Origin of the sequence: Streptomyces chartreusis NRRL 3882 (assembly GCF_900236475.1) — a bacterium.
Classification (GTDB): domain Bacteria; phylum Actinomycetota; class Actinomycetes; order Streptomycetales; family Streptomycetaceae; genus Streptomyces; species Streptomyces chartreusis_D.
Genome location: NZ_LT963352.1, coordinates 1,676,565 through 1,695,107, shown reverse-complemented (window position 1 = coordinate 1,695,107; position 18,543 = coordinate 1,676,565). Strand labels below are relative to the sequence as shown.

Sequence of the window (18,543 nt, the reverse complement as noted above, 5' to 3'; positions counted from 1 at the left end):
TCCGGTGGGCCGGACCGTTCCCGCTCCGCGGGTGGGTCGGGGGTTTCCGGCGCCCCGGGCTGGCCGGGTGGTTCCGGCGTCTCCGGTGGGCCGGACCGTTCCCGCGCCCCGGGTGGGTCGGAGGTTTCCGGCGCCCCGGGCTGGCCGGGAGGTTCCGGCGACTCCGGCGGGTCGGACGTTTCCGGCGCCCTCGTCGGCCCGGACCGTTCCCGTGCCCAGGGGGGAAGCCCCGCGCGGACGCCCTCGGCCGGTGCTCCCGGTGTCGCGGAGGATCGGCCCGCCGCCGCACCGGCGGACGCCTCGGCCGCCGGCGACGACGAGGGCCCGGGGCCGCGCGCTGCGGACATCGCACGCGAGGCACTGCGTGCAGCGCGGCAGGACGCGCGCCGGGCCCGGGAAGAGGCCGAGAGTGCGGGTCGCCGGTCACGGCACAGCCGTGTGGACGAGCGGCCCAGGGCCGGTCGGCAGGCGCGGGGGCACGCCGCCGGCGCGGGAGCGCGGGACGTACGGAAGTTGCTGGCGGACGCCTTCCGAATGCCCGAGGCGTCGGACGACTGGGACGCGGCGCCCGAGAGTTCCCACGAAACCGCCCAGGAGCGCTCGCCCCACGGCACGACCGCCTCGCCGCACCACCCTGCCGACCCCGACCCCGACCCCGCCCCCGCCGCCGCCCGACCCGGGACTCCTCGGACCCCCCACTCCATGGCCGCCCCCGACCGCGACTCCGAACTCCGCCGTACCTTCCCCGCGTTCCCACCCCGGGACCCGGACGGCGAGGGCTTCGCCGAGAGCTGGTGGGGAAACGCGTGGGTCGCCGCCCTGGAGCAGGGCGCGTTGGACGTCAAGAGGCTGGAGCGCGGGCGGGGTTATGCCGAGCAGGGGCATGTCGACGCCATCACGGTGACGCCCGGTCTGGTGCTGGCGTACGTGCGCGGCAGCCGTCCGCGCCCCTACCGCGTGCAGGTGCGGCTGCGTACGCTCGACGACTCCGACTGGGAGCGGTTCCTGGACGCCGCCGCCGACCGGCCCGGGCACATCGCCGCACTCCTCGACAAGGAGATGCCCCGGTCCCTCGCGGACTGCGGCGTGCCCCTGCTGCCGGGCCCGGGTGATCTGGAGCCGCGGTGCAGCTGTCCCGACCGGGGCCACCCCTGCAAGCACGCCGCCGCCCTCTGCTACCAGACCGCGAGGCTGCTCGACGCCGACCCCTTCGTCCTGCTCCTGCTGCGCGGCCGGGGCGAACGCGAGCTGCTCGACGCGCTGTCCCGGCTGAGCGCCACGCGGGCTGCGCGCGCCGCCCAGGACAGGGGACCGGCGCCGCTGCCCGGAGTGCGGGCCGGTGACGTTCTCACACCGCGTGCCCTCCCGCCCCTGCCGGCGCCGCTGCCCCCGCCGCCGCACCCCGAGCAGCCACCGGCCTACCCGGCGGCCCCCGGCGGTCCGGACCCGTTCGCGCTGGACCAGCTGGCCACGGACGCCGCCGCCCGGGCCCACGCCCTGCTCACCACGGGCCGTGACCCGGTCGGGCAGCTGACGCTCTGGGAGGACGCGGTCCGCCTGGCCGCGGCCCGCCCCGGCTCGGGCCTCACGGCGGGCACCCGGGCGCTCTACTCCTTGCTCGCCTCCGCTGCGGGCCGCACCCCGTCCGAGCTGGCCCGCGCGGTCGCCGCCTGGCGCCAGGGCGGACCGGAGGGCCTCGCCGTACTGGAGGAGCCGTGGGATCCGCCGGCCGGCCGGTTCGACCGCGCCCGTCCGCTGCTCCTCGCCGCCGACCTGCCCGCCTTCCGCCCCTGGCGCAACCACCTCACCCACCCCCGGGGTCATGTCCAGCTCCGCCTGGGCCGCGACGGCCTGTGGTACGCCTACGAGTCCGAACCCGGCCAGGACGACTGGTGGCCGCGCGGCACCCCCGACCTGGATCCGGTCGGCGCGCTGACGGGCCTGGGCACTACCGGCGAACTCTGAGGGGCCGCCTGCCGACAGGTCGACTGGGTGACCGTGCGGCACTCGGGACGTCCTCGCGCCCCGCCCCCGGGCGGTCCGGTCGTGGGTGCGGGGCGTCCACGAGCCGCAGCAGCCGTCGCCCCGGCGCGGGCGGGGCGAGGCCGCACGAGGCTCACTCCGGTTGAGCGCCCGTGCCGGTCCAGCTGCTTCCCGTCCCCTCGCCTCCCGCCCGCTCGCCGTCCGCCGGGGCCTCGGTTCCGTGATGGATCCGGATCACCATGTACGTCTCGCCGTCCCTCGGCGGCCGCGTCCAGGACCGGGTGGCGAAGGTGTGCAGCCGCCCGTTCACGATGGCGTGACGCGGCAGATGCGCACCGAACTCCCCCGCCACCGCTTCCAGTAGCGACCGTTCCGTCCCGGCGCCGTCCTCCGGGTCACCGAAGAACCGGCTCGGATCGAGCGCCGACGGTATCTCCCCGCTTGACCGGACCTCTCCGTCGGCGTACGTGAACGCGTACTGCTCGACACCGTCTCGCGCCACCGAGAGGTGGAAGAACGGCCCTCCGTGCCGCGTCCTCAGGCCGCTCCACACCACCACCGCGCGGGTGCCCTCGCTGACGGACGCTGCCGGGGAGACGAACCGCCACCGGTCGAACCGGGCGGGGTCACCGTCGAAGGCGAAGCTCCAGCCGGTACCGGCCCGGCCGACCGCCATGAGAGCCCTGTCGTCGTAGGCCGAGAACTCCCTCTGGTCGCGCAGGGCCCTGTGGCGCGCCTCCCAGGAGGTCAGGGGTTCGTTCAGCACGGTGCCGTCCCCGTCCGCGAGACGTCCGGGCAACTCCGCCGGCTCCACCCCTTCCACCAGGACGAACCGGTAGGACGTGCGGTTGTTGCCCGGGTCCGGCTCCGCGAGCCACGCCAGGTCACCCGGGTCGAGCCCGGCCGTCGGCCCCGGTGCCTCCCCCGCCTGCCCGCCCCTCGGCGTGGACAGCAGCTCGCGGCCCCGCTCCGGGGTCAGCAGCGGCCCGAGCACGGGGTCGGCCACCCATCCCAGCGGCGCCAGGTGGTCCGGTCCCAGCGGCTCCCACTGGGGCAGAGCCTCCACCAGTGTCCGCCACGCCTCGTCGGTGTCTCCCCACCGCGCCAGCTCCCGCGCCCGCTCGACCGCCTCCCCGAAGGGCCCGGCCGCGGTGTACCGGTACGTGCCGTTCCGCACCTGTTCCAGCATCGCGTGAGCCTGTGACAGCAGGGCTTCGTCGGCGCCCCGCAGATGGAACCCCAGCGTGGAGTCGGCCCGGTACGAGTGCGCCGCGTGCTCGGCGACCAGCGGCGGCAGCAGATCGGGCGTGTACCGCGGGTCCGTCACCACGTCCTCGAAGTACACCATGTGGGTCTCCCCGAGCAGGCGGCGTATCTGGTCACCCAGCCCGGCGGCCCGAGGCCTGCCGTACTCCTTGGCCTCGTCCAGCGCCCTCTGGGCCCGCTCCCAGCCGCCGCGCAGCGCCTGCAGCCGGGCCTCGGCCACCTGGGCGTCCAGCTTGCGCGTCGTGTCGCTGACGAACACCGGCTCGCCGTCGCCCGGGCGCGCCCGCAGGCGGTGGAACTCCCGGTGCATCTCCCGCATGAACTCGAGGAAGTTCGCGTGCCGCTCGGGTGGCGCGGCCCGCCAGCTGGCCCATGTGTACACGGCCCACTCACCGTTCTCGTCCACGTCCTCGGGATCCAGGAGGACGTATGTGGCGTCGGACTCGACGTCGAGCTGCAGTCCGCGCCGCCACAGGTCCGCCTCCCGCCGCTCCTCGGGCCCGGCGTCCTCGTCGAGGTACTCCGTGAACATGTCCGAGAGTCCCGACGCGTTGTCGTGCCAGTGCGCTTCCCGGGTGCCGGCCAGCAGCCACACGAACCCGCCGGCATGTCGCCACCCGTCGCTGACCTCGAGGAACTCCCGGTACGACGGGGGGAGCCGTCGGCCGAGGCGCTCCTCCATGGCCGCGATCCGCTCCTCGGCCGCGGGCGGGAACCCCAGCCAGCGCGCCTGCCGGGCGGCCTCGTCGTCCTCGCCCTGCGTCTCGCCGTCGGGCAGGGAATCCGCCCACTCCCCGCTCCACCCGAGCAGGAAGGACCGCCAGTCGAATGCCGTGGTGTCCGTCATACGCCCGATGCTGCCACCCACCACTGACAGCGCTCCGCGGCTTGCCGCCGTCAACGGGCCTCCGTGATGCAGCGGTTGAGGTTGTTTCGGTACAGGTGGACGATCACTTCCAACGAGCCGCTAGGATCACGGCATGGTTACGGCCTGGTCGCTCTGGCGCATCGTCAGGACCCGCTCCGGTGCGGGTCCGCTGCTGCGCGTGCCGGCCTTGGCCGTGCTCCTGTTCGGCGTCCTCGTTACGCACGGCGTTCACGTGGAGAGCGTCAAGGGACACCTCTCCACCAGCGCGACGGCCCTCGCCGCGCCGTCGGACGACGGCGTTCGCCATGCGGCCGTCGAGCCCGCGGTGCTTTCCGACGCGGATGCCGGGGATCACGGCGGCCACGGGCCGTCACATCCTGGCGAGCACTGCGTGTCCGGGCAGCCTCAGCAGGTTTCCGCCCTGGTACCGCCCTGCTGTGCGGCGTCGGTTCGCGAATCGACCAGTTCCTGCGACGCATCGACCGTTCGAGGGCCGGCCGCTGGTGGTCCCATGGACGGTGGGTTTCCTGTGGCTCTCAGAGCAGCCTCCATGGTGCGGCAGGTCTAGAGGTACGCGGTTCCTCCGACCGGCCTGCCGGATGTCACCGGTTCGGCTGGTACCGCGCGACGAGCGTCCTGTCCCGTGCTCATGATGGGTCGTCATGTTCGTCGAAGCCGTCCTGCCCCCACCCATGTCTGCGCCTCACTCCGCCCTTGCCGGAGACGCGGCAGCAGCGCGGAGGACCTGTGCCGACACATTCCCGTACGCCAGCGCACGGCCCCTTGGCCCCATGCGGCTCACCGTTGTCGCGCCGACTCGTCTCGGCGGTGCGCGGTGCCCTCGTGATGGCGCTCGTGCTGTGCGCCGTCATGCACGGCGTGTCCGAGGAGACGCACGAGTCGGTGTCCGTGCCCGCCGGATCCTCGGCGATGGCCGCGGACGAGGACCCTCACGGCCCTCACCCCCACCACGGGGCCGAGAAGTGTGCGGCGGATGTGATCGTGCGTACCGCGGCCCAGCCGGCCGAGGAACTCGCCCTGGGCGCGATGGCCGTCGTACTCCTTGCCGTGTCGGTGGTGGTCGGGAGACCGCTCGTACGGCGTGACCGCCGTAGACGTCGCAGCGCACGCACGGGCCGCGTGGCGCTCGCTCGTACGTCGCGGTGGCGGATCTAGACCACTCGCTCGCAGCCGACCGACTTCGCGGCTGCCGCGTGCCCATGGCCTGAGCGCGGACGCATGGTCCGCCCCGTGGCCAGGACGCGCGAGATGAACCCACTGGCATTCATCGAGCGAGAGTGAACACATCGACATGCAGTCATCGACCAAGGCCAAAGTCCCCTCTGGCCGGTCCGCCCTGTCCGGCCTGGTGGGCAACACCCCGCTGCTGCGGGTTTCGGAGCCGCTGACCCCGGCTGGGCGCGGCTTCTGGGCGAAGCTCGAAGGGTTCAACCCCGGGGGCATCAAGGACCGTCCGGGGCTGCACATGGTGGAGCGGGCCCGGGCCCGTGGCGACCTGCGGCCCGGCGGGCGGATCATCGAGTCCACCAGCGGGACCCTGGGCCTGGGGCTGGCGCTGGCCGGCATGGTGTACGGCCACCCGGTCACCCTGGTCACCGATCCGGGGCTGGAGTTGTCCATGACCCGGCTGCTGACCGCGTACGGCGCCCAGGTCAACGTCGTCTCCGAGCCGCACCCCACGGGCGGCTGGCAGCAGGCCCGCCGAGACCGCGTGCAGCGGCTGCTGGAGCAGCACCCCGGCTCCTGGTGCCCCGACCAGTACAACAACCCGGACAACGTCGCCGCCTACACCCCGCTGGCCCTCGAACTCGCCTCCGAGACGGGCCACATCGACGTGCTCGTGTGCAGCGTCGGTACCGGCGGTCACTCGGCCGGCGTCTCCCGTGTCCTGCGCCAGCTCTACCCCGAGCTGACCGTCGTCGGCGTGGACACGACCGGTTCGACGATCTTCGGCCAGCCCGCCCGGCCCCGGCTGATGCGCGGACTCGGCTCCAGCATCCACCCCCGCAACGTCGCCTACGAGAACTTCTCCGAGGTGCACTGGGTGGCCCCGGCCGAGGCGGTGTGGACATGCCGCCAACTGGCCGCCTCCCACTACGCCACCGGCGGATGGAGCGTCGGCGCGGTCGCGCTGGTGGCGGGCTGGCTGGCCCGGACGACGCCGGCGGACGCACGGATCGTCGCGATCTTCCCCGACGGTCCGCAGCGGTACCTGGGGACGGTCTACAACGACGACTACTGCGCCGCCCACGGCCTGCTGGCCTCCCCACCGGCGCCCGAGCCGGAGCTGATCGGCCGCCTGGACGAGAAGGAGGTCACCCGCTGGACCCGGTGCACCACCGTGGTCGATCCCCTCACTCTGCACGGCACTGAGGACGCGGCCGCCGAGTCCGACTCCGCGGAGGAGGGCCGGTGATGGGGCTGCTCACCCAAGTTCGGTCGTACGAACGCAGCGTCCAGCTGTTGATGGTGAACCAGTTCACCATCAACCTCGGCTTCTACATGCTGATGCCCTACCTGGCCGCCCACCTGTCCGGGACGCTCGGACTGGCCGGCTGGCTCGTCGGACTCGTCCTGGGCGTACGGAACTTCAGCCAGCAGGGCATGTTCCTGGTCGGCGGCACGCTCGCCGACCGGCTCGGCTACAAGCCGATGATCATCGCGGGATGCGTGCTGCGCACCCTCGGCTTCGCGACGCTCGGGCTGGTGGACTCGCTGCCCGCACTGCTCGCCGCGTCCGCGGCCACCGGGCTGGCCGGAGCGCTGTTCAACCCTGCCGTACGGGCCTACCTCGCGGCCGACGCGGGGGAGCGCAGGGTCGAGGCGTTCGCCCTGTTCAACGTGTTCTACCAGGCCGGCATCCTGCTGGGCCCGCTGGTGGGCATGGTGCTGACCGGGATCGACTTCCGCGTCACCTGCCTGGTGGCGGCCGGTATCTTCGCGCTGCTGAGCGTCGTACAGATCCGCGCGCTGCCCGCCCGGCGGGCCGAGGACGCCAAGCCGCAGGAGCGCGACGGCGGTGAAGTCGTGCTCGCCCAGTGGCGCGGCATCCTCGCCAACCGGCCGTTCCTGCTCTTCTCCGTCGCCATGATCGGCTCGTACGTCCTGTCCTTCCAGGTCTATCTGGCGCTGCCGCTTCAGGTGCGCCGGCTCGGCGGCGACGGGAACTCCGGTACCGCGGCGGTGGCCGTGCTCTTCGCCGTCTCCGGGCTGAGCACGATCCTCGGCCAGACGCGGGTGACGGCGTGGTGCAAGGCGCGGTACGAGCCGGGGCAGGCGCTCGTGCGCGGGCTGGCGGCCATGGGCCTGGCCTTCGTGCCCCTGCTGCTGGCCACCGCCGTGCCCGTACCGGAGTCCCGGGTCGGGCTGTGGCTGCTCGCGGCGGTTCCGCCGACGCTCGCCGCGCTGCTGCTGGCCGTCGGCACGATGATCGCCTACCCGTTCGAGATGGACACCATCGTCCGCCTCTCCGGTGACCGGCTCGTCGCCACCCACTACGGGCTGTACAACACGATCTGCGGCATCGGCATCACCGTCGGGAACCTGGGAACGGGCGCCGCCCTCGACGCCGCCCGCGCGGCCGGGCTGCCCGCGCTGCCCTGGATCGCGCTGATCGTGCTCGGCCTGGCGTGCGCTGCCGCCCTGTACGCCCTGCACCGCACCGGCCGACTGGCGGGGCAGCCCGCTTCCGAGCCGCTTGCCGTCACCGTCTGACCCGTCGGTCCGACCGGCCCGCCGGCACAGGGGCGGGGCACCGCGCGGTGCCCCGCCCCTGCTGGGTCCTGTTCTCGATGAGCTTTACGCTGGCGGGCCGTTACACGTCCTGCGGGCCGTAGTGGCCCAGGAACATGTCGACCCCGCTGGTGATGAGACGGTCGGTCAGCTCCTCGTCGATGTGCGTGCCGTAGGAGCTGAAGATCATGTGGGGGAAGACCAGGAGCCCGTAGAACTGGATGATCGCCACCCGCAGGTCGGGGATCTCCAGTCGACCTTGCTCGGCGAGGGCACGGAGGGCGCCTGCGACCGCGGGGTGGTGGCTCTCCGGGCCGCGGTGTCTCCAGGCCTCGCCCAGCTCGGGGAAGCGGTGGATCTCGGCGGCGACGAGGTTGCGCAGGGCGGTGACCTCATGGTTGGTGCGGACGGCGTGGACCCAGGTGCGGGCCGCCTCGACGAGGGCGGCCCGCAGGTCATCGGCCTCGGCCAGGCCTTCCAGCGCGGCAGACGACTCCCCGGCGAGCGGCTCGTCGAGTGCGCTCGTGATGACCGCCGTGAACAGGGCTTCCTTGCTGCCGAAGTGGTTGTAGACAGTCACCTTCGACACGCCCGCCTCGGTGGCGATGGCGTCCATTCCCACGCCGAAGCCTTCCCGCAGGAACAGTTCGCGGGCAGCCCGCACGATGGCCTGCCGCTTGAGCTCCGCGCGAGGGCCGCTGGGGGGTTGCTTGACGCTGTCCACGCTCATGACCTCGACCCTAGCATCCATCTGAACTGTACGGTTGAGTTCATATGAACTGAACAGTATGGTTCAGTTATGCGGTCGAGCGAGACCGTGCACGAGCCGTCACGCCGCCCTGCGGCTCGGACCCGACCGCGACAACACACCAGAAGGACTCGTCATGACCCACTCCACCGCCGGTGCGCCGCACACGGCCGAACACGCGCACCAGCCACCCGCCGACCCACGTCGCTGGGCGGCCCTCGCGCTGATCTGCCTGGCCCAGTTCATGCTGATCCTCGATGTCACCGTCGTGAACGTCGCCCTCCCCGACATGGCGGCCGACCTCGACCTCGGCCGGGAGACGCTGACCTGGGTCGTCACCGCCTACACCCTCTGCTTCGGCGGGCTGATTCTGCTCGGCGGCCGGCTCGCCGACGCTTTCGGCGCCCGCCGTACCGTGCTCGCCGGTCTCGCGCTCTTCACTGCCGCCTCCCTTGTCACCGGCCTGGCCGGGAACGCGCCGACGCTGCTCGGCGGCCGGATAGGCCAAGGCGTCGGCGCAGCCCTGCTGTCCCCGGCCGCGCTGTCGCTCGTCACCACGACCTTCCACGGTCCCGAGCGCAACAAGGCGCTCGGTGTCTGGGCGGCGATCGGCGGCACCGGTTCGGCTGCCGGTGTGATCCTCGGCGGGGCCCTGACCGACGGGCCCGGCTGGCAGTGGGTCTTCTACGTCAACGTGCCGGTCGGGCTGCTCCTCCTGGCCGCCCTGCCGGTCCTCGTACCGGCCCGGGCCCCGCAGCCCGCACGCCTCGACATTCCCGGCGCCCTGTTGGTCACCACGGGCACCGCCGCCCTGATCTACGGATTGGTCAAGGCGGGCGACACCGGCTGGTCGGACGCCTCGACTCTGCTGCCACTGGCCGGTGCGGCGGTCGCGTACGCGGCATTCGCGGCGGTCGAACGGGCCGGCCGGGCCCCCCTGATGGACCTGCGGATGTTCACTCGGCGGTCCGTACTCGCCGGGGCCTTCCTGATGCTGATCGCCACGGCCCTGCTCATCGCGTTCTTCTTTCTCGGTTCCGTCTACCTTCAGCACCTCCGCGGTTTCAGCCCACTGAGGACCGGGCTGGTGTTTCTGCCCGTCGCCGTGGCCACGGCCGTCGGCGCCCACCTGGGCTCCCGGCTCGTCGGCCGGATCGGCAGTCGTCCGACGGCCGTCGTCGGCATGGCCGTCGCGGCTGCCGGGACGATCCCGCTGACCCGGCTTTCGGAGACCGGCAGCGCATACACCGGGCTCATGCCGGGCTTCGTGATCGCCTCGCTCGGCCTCGGCGCGGTGTTCGTCACCGCCACGACGACTGCGCTGGCCATGGTGGAGCACCAAGAGGCCGGCCTCGCCTCCGGGGTCGTCAACACCTTCCACGAAGTGGGTGGCTCGATCGGCGTCGCCGTCGTCTCCACCGTCGCGGCCTCCGGATTCGAGCGAGGCTCGGCGGGTGGCTTCGCCGACGCCTTCGTCGTGTGTGCCGTAACGGCCGTTGTCGCCGCCGTACTGGCCCTGGGCCTCGTACCGCGCGGCAGGCCGCGGTCGACCGGCGCCCCGCTCGTTCACTGAGCCGGGAGGCAGTGCTGCTGAGGCATGACTGCAGTGCCTGGCAGGCGCCGGCGAAGATGTCACGGGCGGCATTCGGGCATGCCGGCCTCGAGAACGGCCGGACAGACACGCCTGGCGCGCGGTCAGTAGACGTAGACGTCGGCGAGCAATGCCGCCAGCCCCGCCAGCAGCGCGTATCCGGCGGTGCGGCGCGCGGGTTCCGTGGCGAGTGGGCCCAGGCCGTATGCGAGGGCTGCCGCTGCGAGGGCGAAGACGCCGGATCCTGTGTCCTGCCAACTGACCGGGAACACGGCGATCGGCGCATCGGTGAAGAACTGCTCTCCGTGGGCGGCGCGAAGGATGGCGTTCCAGGCGACCGGCCCCGCGGCAGCGGCGAGCGCCCCCGTGACGATCACGCCGATACGGCGGCCACGGGTGACGACGGCCGGCAGCACGGCGGCGAAGACGGCCGACAGGACGGCTCCGTACCCGATCTGCCCCCAGCCGATCATGACGCCTCCTAGCACCATCGACGTAACCATGGTCGGACACGGCCGCGTTCCTGCGGCGGACCTACAACCTTCGCTGAGCCGGGCGAGGCGTTTCGCCCGGACGCCCGGCGTCCTGGCCCTCTCCATGATCCGGCACTGCGCCGTTGCGCCCGCCGTGGCGGCGCCGTGGGTTTCCTGCGATCGTGCGCGGGGGACCCGACGCCCGTGGTCGCATACGGAGCAGAGCAGCGGGTGCGCCTGCCGGCGCTGCGGGCGGGCTGGCTGACGCAGACGTTCGTCCACTGGCCTTTCCGGCCTGACGCGGTGCAGGCGCTCCTGCCCGGGGGACTGGTCGTGGACGAGTACGAGGGGGCCGCCTGGGTGGGGCTCACCCCCTTCGTCATGGCGGACGTGCGACCACCCGGTGTTCCCGCCTCGCTGCCCGGCCTGCCGACGTTCGCGGAGACCAATCTGCGCACGTACGTACGGCACCGGGACGGCCGGGACGGGCTCTGGTTCCTGTCCATCGAGGTCGCCTTCCCCCCGATGGTGGCGGCCCGCGCCATCGGCGCACCGTACAACCCGGGCACCCTCCGCGTGTCCCAGGACGGGGACACCGTCTCCTACTCCGGTTCCCGATGGCTCGGTGACGCCTCCTACCGCCTCGTCGTCCGGCCTGGCGACCCGATCGATCCGACGGAGCGGGACGTGTGGCTGACCTCGCGCTGGCGGGCGTACACCCGCAGGCTCGGCATGCTCTGGGAGACGCCCGTCGAGCACGAGCCGTGGCCCCTGGCCGACGCAGGCGTCGATGTACTGGAGGAGACACTGATCGCCGCGGCGGGCCTTGGGGAAGCCCCCCTCGGTGAGCCCCTGGTGCACTTCTCGGAAGGAGTCAGGTATGTACGGCTCGGGCCCTCCAGGCCGTGCGTCCCGCAGCGCGTCTCCCAGCCCTCCTGACTCCCGTTGCCGGAATTCCGGCGCCGTCACGCGACGCCGGCGCGTGCGCTTCGACGGCTGGATCGCGGGCATGGGCACCTCCTCCGGCACACGGATCGTGCTCGGACACTGGCAGGGGTCGCCCTTCGGAGCGTTCAGTGACGTGATGCTGGAGCGCGCCGACGGGGACAGACTGCTGCTGGCCCCCACCCGGGAGACAGCGGACTTCGTCAGCGGCACCTACGCCTTCGACACGGTCCGTGTCGTCCCGGTCGAGGTGAGCGTCACGGACCACGCCTGGACCGTCACCGCCGGGCCACTCGACCTGCGTTTCACCACGGGCCGGCGAGGGCTTCTGGGCTTCGCGCTGCGGACCGTACCCGGTGCGCTCGCCCGCCGTCCGGCATGGAGCGCGCTGACGGACCGGCCCGCCCGCCTGCTGCTGCCGGGCGTGCGCACCCGCGGCAGCGCCGGGCAGGGCCGCCGGGAGTGGTACGGCGCCCGGGACCTGCTGCCGATCCGTGCCGTCTCGGCCTCCTACGAGGGCGCGGACCTCGGGGTGACGGCACCGGTCGAGCCGCCCGTGCGCTTCGGGTTCGGTTCGGTGCCGGGGAACCCCTCGGTCACCCGGGTCACGACGACGGTCGAACTCGGCCCGGCCTCGTCAGCGTGCAAGCAAGAGCGCACATGACGACCGGCCCGAACGGACCTCTGCGGAGGGCTCGGTCGTGCGAGCTCCCAGGTGTTCGCGGACCCATGACCACCCGGACATGATGCCTCCCGGTCGGTTCAACGTCGTCTGCGGCGCATCGCGACGGCCGCGATCAGCACCATGACCCCGCCGAGCCCGGTGAACACCTTCTTGGCCGCAGCCATGGGCGTGCTCAGTCCGAAGGCGTCGCGCATCCGGTCGTGGAGACCGAGCGGCACACCCAGGACCGCGTTGCCGGGCGGGCGCCGCGGGATGACGGGGTGGGGGTGGGTGGGCGCGCCGCGTCGCACCGCGTCCCATGCCGCGCCGAGCCGGCGCAACTGCGCGGCGGGCAGTGCTTCGTGCAGCCGGGGCAGCACGAGGTCCTCCTCGTCGCGGATGTCCTGCCGTATCAGCGCGAAGACCCGCCGTACCTTCTCCTCACGCTCGGGAGAACCCGGACTCAGGCGTTCGATGTCGGCGACGAGATCGTTGATCTGCTGGTGTTCCTCCTCGACCCGCGAGGTCAACTCGTGCCCGTCCTCGACCGAGCGCCGGACGGCCGGCCACAGCACGGTCTCCTCGGCGAAGGCGTGGCTGAAGACCAGCTGGACGGTGTCCCGCAGGACCCGTTCGCGGTCCTCGCCGTCCGCCAGGGCCTGATAGCGGTCCATCAACCTGTCCATCTCGGCATGATCACGGCGTTGCCTGGCCAGCACGCTTCTCGGGCCGCCCAGTTGCTCAACCGTCTGCTCTTTGATCGTCTCGGGCATGGATCTCTCCGCTCCAGCGGCTGCCGGCAGTGTCCGGTGGCGGGTACCCCGACGCGGCGGCCCGGCCCGGTCGCCGGGCGCATCAGGTACCGGTCAGCAAGTCGCCCTCCTGTACCGCTGTCAGGGACAGCGTCTTGTAGCCGACCTGCTCGAACAGCACGACGAGGCGGTCCTCCTCCGTGCGCATCACCGTGCCCGGACCCCACTCCGCGTGGCGCACCCGGTCGTTCGTCTCATACGGCCCGCCGCGCCCGGGCGGGAGAGGGGCGTCCCGGTGCCCGGCTCCGGCTGCGGGGTGCTCGGCCTCGCGGTCGCACACGTCGCACCGCCCGCACGGTGCGTGGAGCTGCTCGCCGAAGTAACCCAGGAGGTACTGGCGGCGGCAGGTGGGCGTCTCGGCGTAGCCGCGCATCATCTCGATGCGCGAGCGGTCGACGCGCCGCCGCCGCTCGAACACCCGTGCCGCCTCTTCGGCCGCCCCGTCCGCCGTGCGCCCGGGCAGCGCCCGGACCGCGCGGCGCCTGCCCTCGACGGTCACCGCTCCCGCCTCTTCCAGCAGGTTCAGCAGATCGCTGGTCTTCCGGCGCGACAGGCCGCACAGCTGCGCGGTCCGGCTACGGCTCTGCGGGGTGCCCTGGCCGAGCAGCGTGGTCATGATCCGGCGCAGTGCGTCGGCGTCCAGGGCCCGGGCCGTGAGGAACTTCTGCAGTCCCAGGTCCTCGGGGCGGTAGAACAGCACCGCGCGGGCCGGCTCGCCGTCCCGGCCGGCGCGTCCGATCTCCTGGTAGTAGGAGTCCAGGGACTCGGGGACGGACGCGTGGGCGACGAACCGTACGTCCGCCTTGTCGATGCCCATCCCGAACGCGGAGGTGGCCACCACCACGGCGGGAGCGCCGGCCATGAAGCCGTCGTGGATCCGGCGGCGGTCGGCTGCCTTCATGCCCGCGTGGTACGCCTCGGCGTCCACGCCGTCCTGCCGAAGCCGCCCCGCGTACCTCTCGGCGTCCCTGCGCGTGGCGGTGTAGAGGATGCCCGGGGCGCACGCCTGGGCCGTCCAGCGTGCGACGGCCTCGCGTTTGGCGGGGTCATCGGTGAAGGTGCGCACCGCCAGATGGATGGTGGGCCGGTCGGTCCCGGCCGTCACGACGTGGGCCTCGCGCATGTGCAGGTGCTCGACGATGTCCGCCCGGACCGGGGCCGCGGCCGTCGCCGTCAGAGCGAGTACCGGCGGGCGGCCCAGCCGTTCGGCGGCCTCGCCCAGGTTCAGGTAGTCGGGGCGGAAGTCGTGTCCCCAGGCGGAGACGCAGTGGGCCTCGTCGACGACGAACAGCGAGGGACCCAGTTCCCGCAGCTGTTCCACGACACTGTCCTTGGTCAGCTGCTCGGGGGACAGGAACAGGTATTCGGCATCACCGTCCCGGACCGCCCGCCAGCCCCTGTCGGTGGCCGACCGGGGCTGTGCCGAGTTCACGGCCACGGCGTCCGGTGCCCCGCTCTCCCGCAGGCCGGCGACCTGGTCGCGCTGCAGGGCGATCAGCGGCGACGCCACGACCGCGGGACCACCGAGCATGACGGTCGGCACCTGATAGATCGCCGACTTGCCGGAACCGGTGGGCATGACGACCAGCACGTCGCGGCCCTCGAGCAGTGCCTCCATCGCCTCCGTCTGCTCGGCGGCCAGGTCGCTCCACCCGAACCGTTCCCGGGCGACGCGGCGCAGCTCGGCGATCCGGTCGTGCACGCCCATCGCGACGCCCCTTTCACGGCCCGGCACTCCTTGGGACCCGGCCCGGGTACCCCCCGTGGCCGGCCGCGACGCGGAGCGGCGCGCGGCAGCCGTGCGAGGTCGGGATCCCGGCTGCTCGCCCTGGGTGATCACGTGCGCCGTTCGGCCCCACGCGGTCGCGGCCGCCCGTCACCAGGGAGAACCTGGACGAAGCCCAGGTGCCCGCTGTCCGCGGGCCGACGCCGCCCGCACCCCAGGGAGGGTCTCTTGACCGACGCCATGCCCCACCTCGACGACGCCGGCGAGAACGACGACGTCGTGGCCCTGCTGATGCAGCAGCACCACCACATCCGTGATCTCTTCGCCGAGGTCGAGAACGCCACTGCCGACGACCGGGCGGAGGCGTTCCGCAGGCTCGTCCGTCTGCTGGCCGTCCACGAGACCGCCGAGGAGGAAGTGGTCCACCCCGCAGCCCGCCGTCTCCTGCAGGACGGTGAGCAGGTGGTCGACGACCGTCTCGAGGAGGAGCGGGCCGCGAAGGAGAAGCTGAGCCGGCTCGATGACATGGACCCCGACGACCCCGGGTTCATGCCCGTCTTGCGGGAACTGCGCGCGGACGTGCTCCAGCACGCGGCCTCGGAGGAACAGTACGAGTTCCCCGGGCTGCGCGAGAAGGCCGGAGCGCAGCAGCTCGCCATGATGGCCACGGCTGTCCGTGCTGCCGAGGCCATGGCGCCCACCCGCCCGCATCCGGGGGCGGAGACGGCGGCGGAGAATGTCGCCGTCGGACCCGTGGCAGCCGTGATCGACCGGACTCGTGACGCCGTCCGCAAGGCGATGGGCAAGGACAGCTGATCCGGGACCGAGGGGTCTTCAACCTGGTCAGGGCGGGTATCCAGTGCCCCCTTATAGGGGCATCCGTGATACGTGAGAGGCTCTGGGGCGTGAGTGAGACACCGTCGAACACCCTGCAATACCGCTTTGACGGGCCAGAAGAGGCTCCCGTCCTGATCCTCGGTCCCTCACTGGGTACCACCTGGCACATGTGGGACCGCCAGATCCCCGAGCTGATCAAGCAGTGGCGCGTCTTCCGGTTCGATCTGCCCGGGCACGGCGGCGCGCCCGCGTACCCGGCGGGCTCGGTCACCGACCTCACCACCCGGCTGCTGGCCACCCTCGAAGGGCTCGGTGTGCAGCGCTTCGGCTACGCGGGCTGCGCGCTCGGCGGGGCGGTCGGCATCGAGCTGGCCCTGCGCCACCCCGAGCGGCTCGCCTCCCTCGCGCTGATCGCCGCCTCGCCGCGCTTCGGCACGGCCGACGAGTTCCGGCAGAGAGGCGTGATAGTCCGCACGAACGGCCTCGACCCCATCGCCCGTACCGCGCCCGAGCGCTGGTTCACCGGCGGGTTCGCCGCCGCGCAGCCCGCGATCACCGAGTGGGCCGTGCAGATGGTGCGCACCACCGACCCCGGCTGCTACATCGCCGCCTGCGAGGCGCTCGCCTCGTTCGACGTCCGGACGGAGCTCGGGCGGGTCGGCGTGCCGACGCTGGTCCTGGTCGGATCGGACGACCAGGTCACCGGCCCCGCCGAGGCCCGCACCCTGGTCGCCGGCATCCCGGACGCCCGCCTCGCCGTCGTCCCCGGCGCCTCCCACCTGGTGCCGGTGGAGCAGCCCGCGGCCGTCACCGACCTGCTGGTGCGGCACTTCTCCACCGCCTGGCAGCCCGCCTTCGAGACCTCCACCGGCCAGACCGCCCTGCCCGCGGCCGCCGTCAAGCCGGTCCTGTCCGCCGCCCCCGCCCAGCCCCTCCAGACCGGCCCCGTCGCCGAGATCGCCCCGGTCATGCCGCCGCAGCCCCAGGGCCGGCCCGACCCCTACGACGCCGGGCTCAAGGTCCGCCGCGAGGTGCTGGGCGACGCGCACGTCGACCGGGCGCTGGCACAGGCCGACGAGTTCTCCGGGGACTTCCAGGAGTTCATCACCCGCTACGCCTGGGGCGAGGTCTGGGACCGCCCGGGCCTGGACCGGCGTACCCGCAGCTGCGTCACCCTCACGGCCCTGGTCGCCGGCGGCCACCTGGACGAGCTGGCCTTCCACACCCGTGCCGCCCTGCGCAACGGGCTCACCCCGGGTGAGATCAAGGAGGTGCTGCTGCAGGCGGCCGTCTACTGCGGAGTGCCGGCGGCGAACAGCGCGTTCAAGGTGGCTCAGCAGGTCATCCGTGAGGAGACCACGCCCCAGGAGTGAGCCCGCGGGGCAGCGCGGAGGCAGGATGGAATCATGAAGCTCACGAAGAAGTCGCACGCCTGCGTCCGCCTCGAGAAGGACGGTCAGACCCTCGTCCTCGACCCCGGCGGGTTCAGCGAGGAGGACGCCGCGCTCGGCGCGGACGCGATCCTCGTCACCCACGAGCACCCCGACCACTTCGACGAGTTCCGGCTGCGCGCCGCGATGGAGAACAACCCGGCCGCCCGGATCTGGACCCTGAAGTCCGTCGCCGAGAAGATCTCCTCGGCGTTCCCCGGCCGCGTGCACACCGTCGGTCACGGCGACACCTTCACCGCCGCCGGTTTCGAGGTCCAGGTCCACGGCGAGCTCCACGCGGTGATCCACCCGGACATCCCGCAGATCACCAACGTCGGCTACCTCGTCGACGGCGGCAAGGTCTTCCACCCCGGCGACGCCCTCACCGTCCCCGGCCACCGGGTCGAGACGCTGATGCTCCCGGTGATGGCCCCCTGGAGCAAGATCTCGGAGGTCATCGACTACGTCCGCGAGGTGAAGCCGCAGCGCGCCTACGACATCCACGACGCCTACCTGACCGACCTCGCCCGCCCGATCTACGACCGCCAGATCGGGCAGCTCGGCGGCTCGGAGCACCTGCGGCTGACACCGGGAGACTCCGCCGAGGTCTGAGGTTCCAGGGGACCGGGCCGCGTTGTCGGACCCGCCGGGTAGGTTGTGGGACATGCGCATCGCGACCTGGAACGTGAACTCGATCACCGCCCGCCTGCCGAGGCTCCTGGCCTGGCTGGAGAGCAGCGGCACGGACGTGCTGTGCCTCCAGGAGGCCAAGGTCGCCGAGGACCAGTTCCCGTCGGAGCAGCTGCGCGAGCTGGGCTACGAGTCGGCGGTCCACGCGACCGGCCGGTGGAACGGCGTGGCGGTGCTGTCCCGCGTCGGCATCGAGGACGTCGTCAAGGGCCTGCCCGGCGACCCCGGGTTCGACGGCTCGGTGGAGCCCCGCGCCATCTCGGCGACATGCGGCCCGCTCCGCGTCTGGTCGGTCTACGTGCCGAACGGCCGTGAGGTGGACCACCCGCACTACGCCTACAAGCTCCAGTGGTTCGAGGCCCTCAAGGCCGCCGTCGCCGGTGACGCGTCCGGCAGCCGCCCCTTCGCGGTGATGGGCGACTACAACGTGGCGCCGACGGACGACGACGTCTTCGACCGCGCTGCCTTCGAGGGCTCCACCCACGTCACCCCGGCCGAGCGCGCCGCCCTCGCCTCCCTTCGCGAGGCGGGCCTGGCCGACGTGGTCCCGCGGCCCCTGAAGTACGAGCACCCGTTCACGTACTGGGACTACCGCCAGCTCTGCTTCCCGAAGAACCGGGGCATGCGCATCGACCTGGTGTACGCCAACCAGCCGTTCACGAAGGCGGTCAAGGACGCGTACGTGGACCGCGAGGAGCGCAAGGGCAAGGGCGCGTCGGACCACGCGCCGGTCGTCGTGGACCTGGATGTCTAGCGG

The 18,543-nt window shown here is 72.6% G+C and carries 16 protein-coding genes and 1 pseudogene; 12 read left to right on the top strand and 5 right to left on the bottom strand.

Features of this window, described 5'->3' with window-relative positions; genetic code table 11:
* Positions 1-228: 228 nt before the first annotated feature.
* Positions 229-1,965: pseudogene (locus SCNRRL3882_RS41655) on the top strand (SWIM zinc finger family protein); the annotation flags it as partial.
* 151 nt (positions 1,966-2,116) lie between these two features.
* Here the strand turns inward: SCNRRL3882_RS41655 and SCNRRL3882_RS07595 are convergent.
* Positions 2,117-4,096 (bottom strand): SMI1/KNR4 family protein, encoded by a 1,980-nt coding sequence (locus tag SCNRRL3882_RS07595; protein WP_010038930.1) that lies wholly within the window; start codon positions 4,094-4,096, stop codon positions 2,117-2,119.
* Between the two features lie 133 nt (positions 4,097-4,229).
* Here SCNRRL3882_RS07595 and SCNRRL3882_RS07590 point away from each other — a divergent pair, with 133 nt between their 5' ends.
* The 4 genes from SCNRRL3882_RS07590 to SCNRRL3882_RS07575 all read left to right on the top strand — a co-directional run bounded on the left by SCNRRL3882_RS07590 (position 4,230) and on the right by SCNRRL3882_RS07575 (position 7,852).
* Positions 4,230-4,685 (top strand): hypothetical protein, encoded by a 456-nt coding sequence (locus SCNRRL3882_RS07590; RefSeq protein ID WP_010038929.1) that lies wholly within the window; start codon positions 4,230-4,232, stop codon positions 4,683-4,685.
* 236 nt (positions 4,686-4,921) lie between these two features.
* Complete coding sequence (locus SCNRRL3882_RS07585) at positions 4,922-5,293, top strand: hypothetical protein (RefSeq protein WP_231911104.1); 372 nt, start codon at positions 4,922-4,924, stop codon at positions 5,291-5,293.
* A gap of 136 nt (positions 5,294-5,429) precedes the next feature.
* Complete coding sequence (locus SCNRRL3882_RS07580; protein WP_010038924.1) at positions 5,430-6,554, top strand: PLP-dependent cysteine synthase family protein; 1,125 nt, start codon at positions 5,430-5,432, stop codon at positions 6,552-6,554.
* On the top strand, positions 6,554-7,852 hold the full coding sequence (locus SCNRRL3882_RS07575; RefSeq protein WP_010038921.1) for an MFS transporter: 1,299 nt from the start codon (positions 6,554-6,556) through the stop codon (positions 7,850-7,852). Before SCNRRL3882_RS07580 ends, SCNRRL3882_RS07575 begins: the two co-directional genes overlap by 1 nt.
* A 100-nt stretch (positions 7,853-7,952) precedes the next feature.
* On the opposite strand, the gene SCNRRL3882_RS07570 is transcribed toward SCNRRL3882_RS07575, so the two are convergent.
* Positions 7,953-8,600: a TetR/AcrR family transcriptional regulator gene (locus tag SCNRRL3882_RS07570; protein WP_010038917.1), complete on the bottom strand. Its 648-nt coding sequence runs from the start codon at positions 8,598-8,600 to the stop codon at positions 7,953-7,955.
* 154 nt (positions 8,601-8,754) lie between these two features.
* On the opposite strand from SCNRRL3882_RS07570, the gene SCNRRL3882_RS07565 reads away from it, so the two are divergent.
* Positions 8,755-10,191 (top strand): MFS transporter, encoded by a 1,437-nt coding sequence (locus SCNRRL3882_RS07565; RefSeq protein WP_010038915.1) that lies wholly within the window; start codon positions 8,755-8,757, stop codon positions 10,189-10,191.
* Positions 10,192-10,313: 122 nt separating this feature from the next.
* Here SCNRRL3882_RS07565 and SCNRRL3882_RS07560 read toward each other — a convergent pair whose 3' ends face one another.
* Entirely contained in the window at positions 10,314-10,700 is a 387-nt protein-coding gene (locus tag SCNRRL3882_RS07560; RefSeq protein WP_199784620.1) for a hypothetical protein, read from the bottom strand.
* A 186-nt stretch (positions 10,701-10,886) separates the two neighbouring features.
* Between SCNRRL3882_RS07560 and SCNRRL3882_RS07555 the strand changes: the two genes are divergently transcribed.
* Together SCNRRL3882_RS07555 and SCNRRL3882_RS07550 are read left to right on the top strand one after the other, a co-directional pair.
* On the top strand, positions 10,887-11,621 hold the full coding sequence (locus SCNRRL3882_RS07555) for a YqjF family protein (protein WP_050810220.1): 735 nt from the start codon (positions 10,887-10,889) through the stop codon (positions 11,619-11,621).
* 70 nt (positions 11,622-11,691) lie between these two features.
* Entirely contained in the window at positions 11,692-12,291 is a 600-nt protein-coding gene (locus SCNRRL3882_RS07550; RefSeq protein ID WP_202457782.1) for a hypothetical protein, read from the top strand.
* A 98-nt stretch (positions 12,292-12,389) separates the two neighbouring features.
* Here SCNRRL3882_RS07550 and SCNRRL3882_RS07545 read toward each other — a convergent pair whose 3' ends face one another.
* Complete coding sequence (locus SCNRRL3882_RS07545; protein ID WP_040903035.1) at positions 12,390-13,064, bottom strand: hemerythrin domain-containing protein; 675 nt, start codon at positions 13,062-13,064, stop codon at positions 12,390-12,392.
* Positions 13,065-13,146: 82 nt separating this feature from the next.
* Positions 13,147-14,811: a RecQ family ATP-dependent DNA helicase gene (locus tag SCNRRL3882_RS07540; protein ID WP_010038901.1), complete on the bottom strand. Its 1,665-nt coding sequence runs from the start codon at positions 14,809-14,811 to the stop codon at positions 13,147-13,149.
* A 258-nt stretch (positions 14,812-15,069) separates the two neighbouring features.
* Here SCNRRL3882_RS07540 and SCNRRL3882_RS07535 point away from each other — a divergent pair, with 258 nt between their 5' ends.
* The 4 genes from SCNRRL3882_RS07535 to SCNRRL3882_RS07520 all read left to right on the top strand — a co-directional run bounded on the left by SCNRRL3882_RS07535 (position 15,070) and on the right by SCNRRL3882_RS07520 (position 18,540).
* The gene (locus SCNRRL3882_RS07535; RefSeq protein WP_029181108.1) at positions 15,070-15,645 is read left to right on the top strand and encodes a hemerythrin domain-containing protein; all 576 of its coding nucleotides are present in this window, start codon (positions 15,070-15,072) and stop codon (positions 15,643-15,645) included.
* Between the two features lie 89 nt (positions 15,646-15,734).
* A complete protein-coding gene (gene pcaC / locus SCNRRL3882_RS07530; protein ID WP_010038897.1) occupies positions 15,735-17,039 on the top strand; it encodes a 4-carboxymuconolactone decarboxylase in 1,305 nt (434 codons plus the stop codon).
* A gap of 33 nt (positions 17,040-17,072) precedes the next feature.
* Positions 17,073-17,708: an MBL fold metallo-hydrolase gene (locus tag SCNRRL3882_RS07525; protein ID WP_010038895.1), complete on the top strand. Its 636-nt coding sequence runs from the start codon at positions 17,073-17,075 to the stop codon at positions 17,706-17,708.
* A gap of 52 nt (positions 17,709-17,760) precedes the next feature.
* Positions 17,761-18,540, top strand: a complete 780-nt coding sequence (locus tag SCNRRL3882_RS07520) for an exodeoxyribonuclease III (RefSeq protein WP_010038890.1) — start codon at positions 17,761-17,763, stop codon at positions 18,538-18,540.
* Positions 18,541-18,543: the final 3 nt, after the last annotated feature.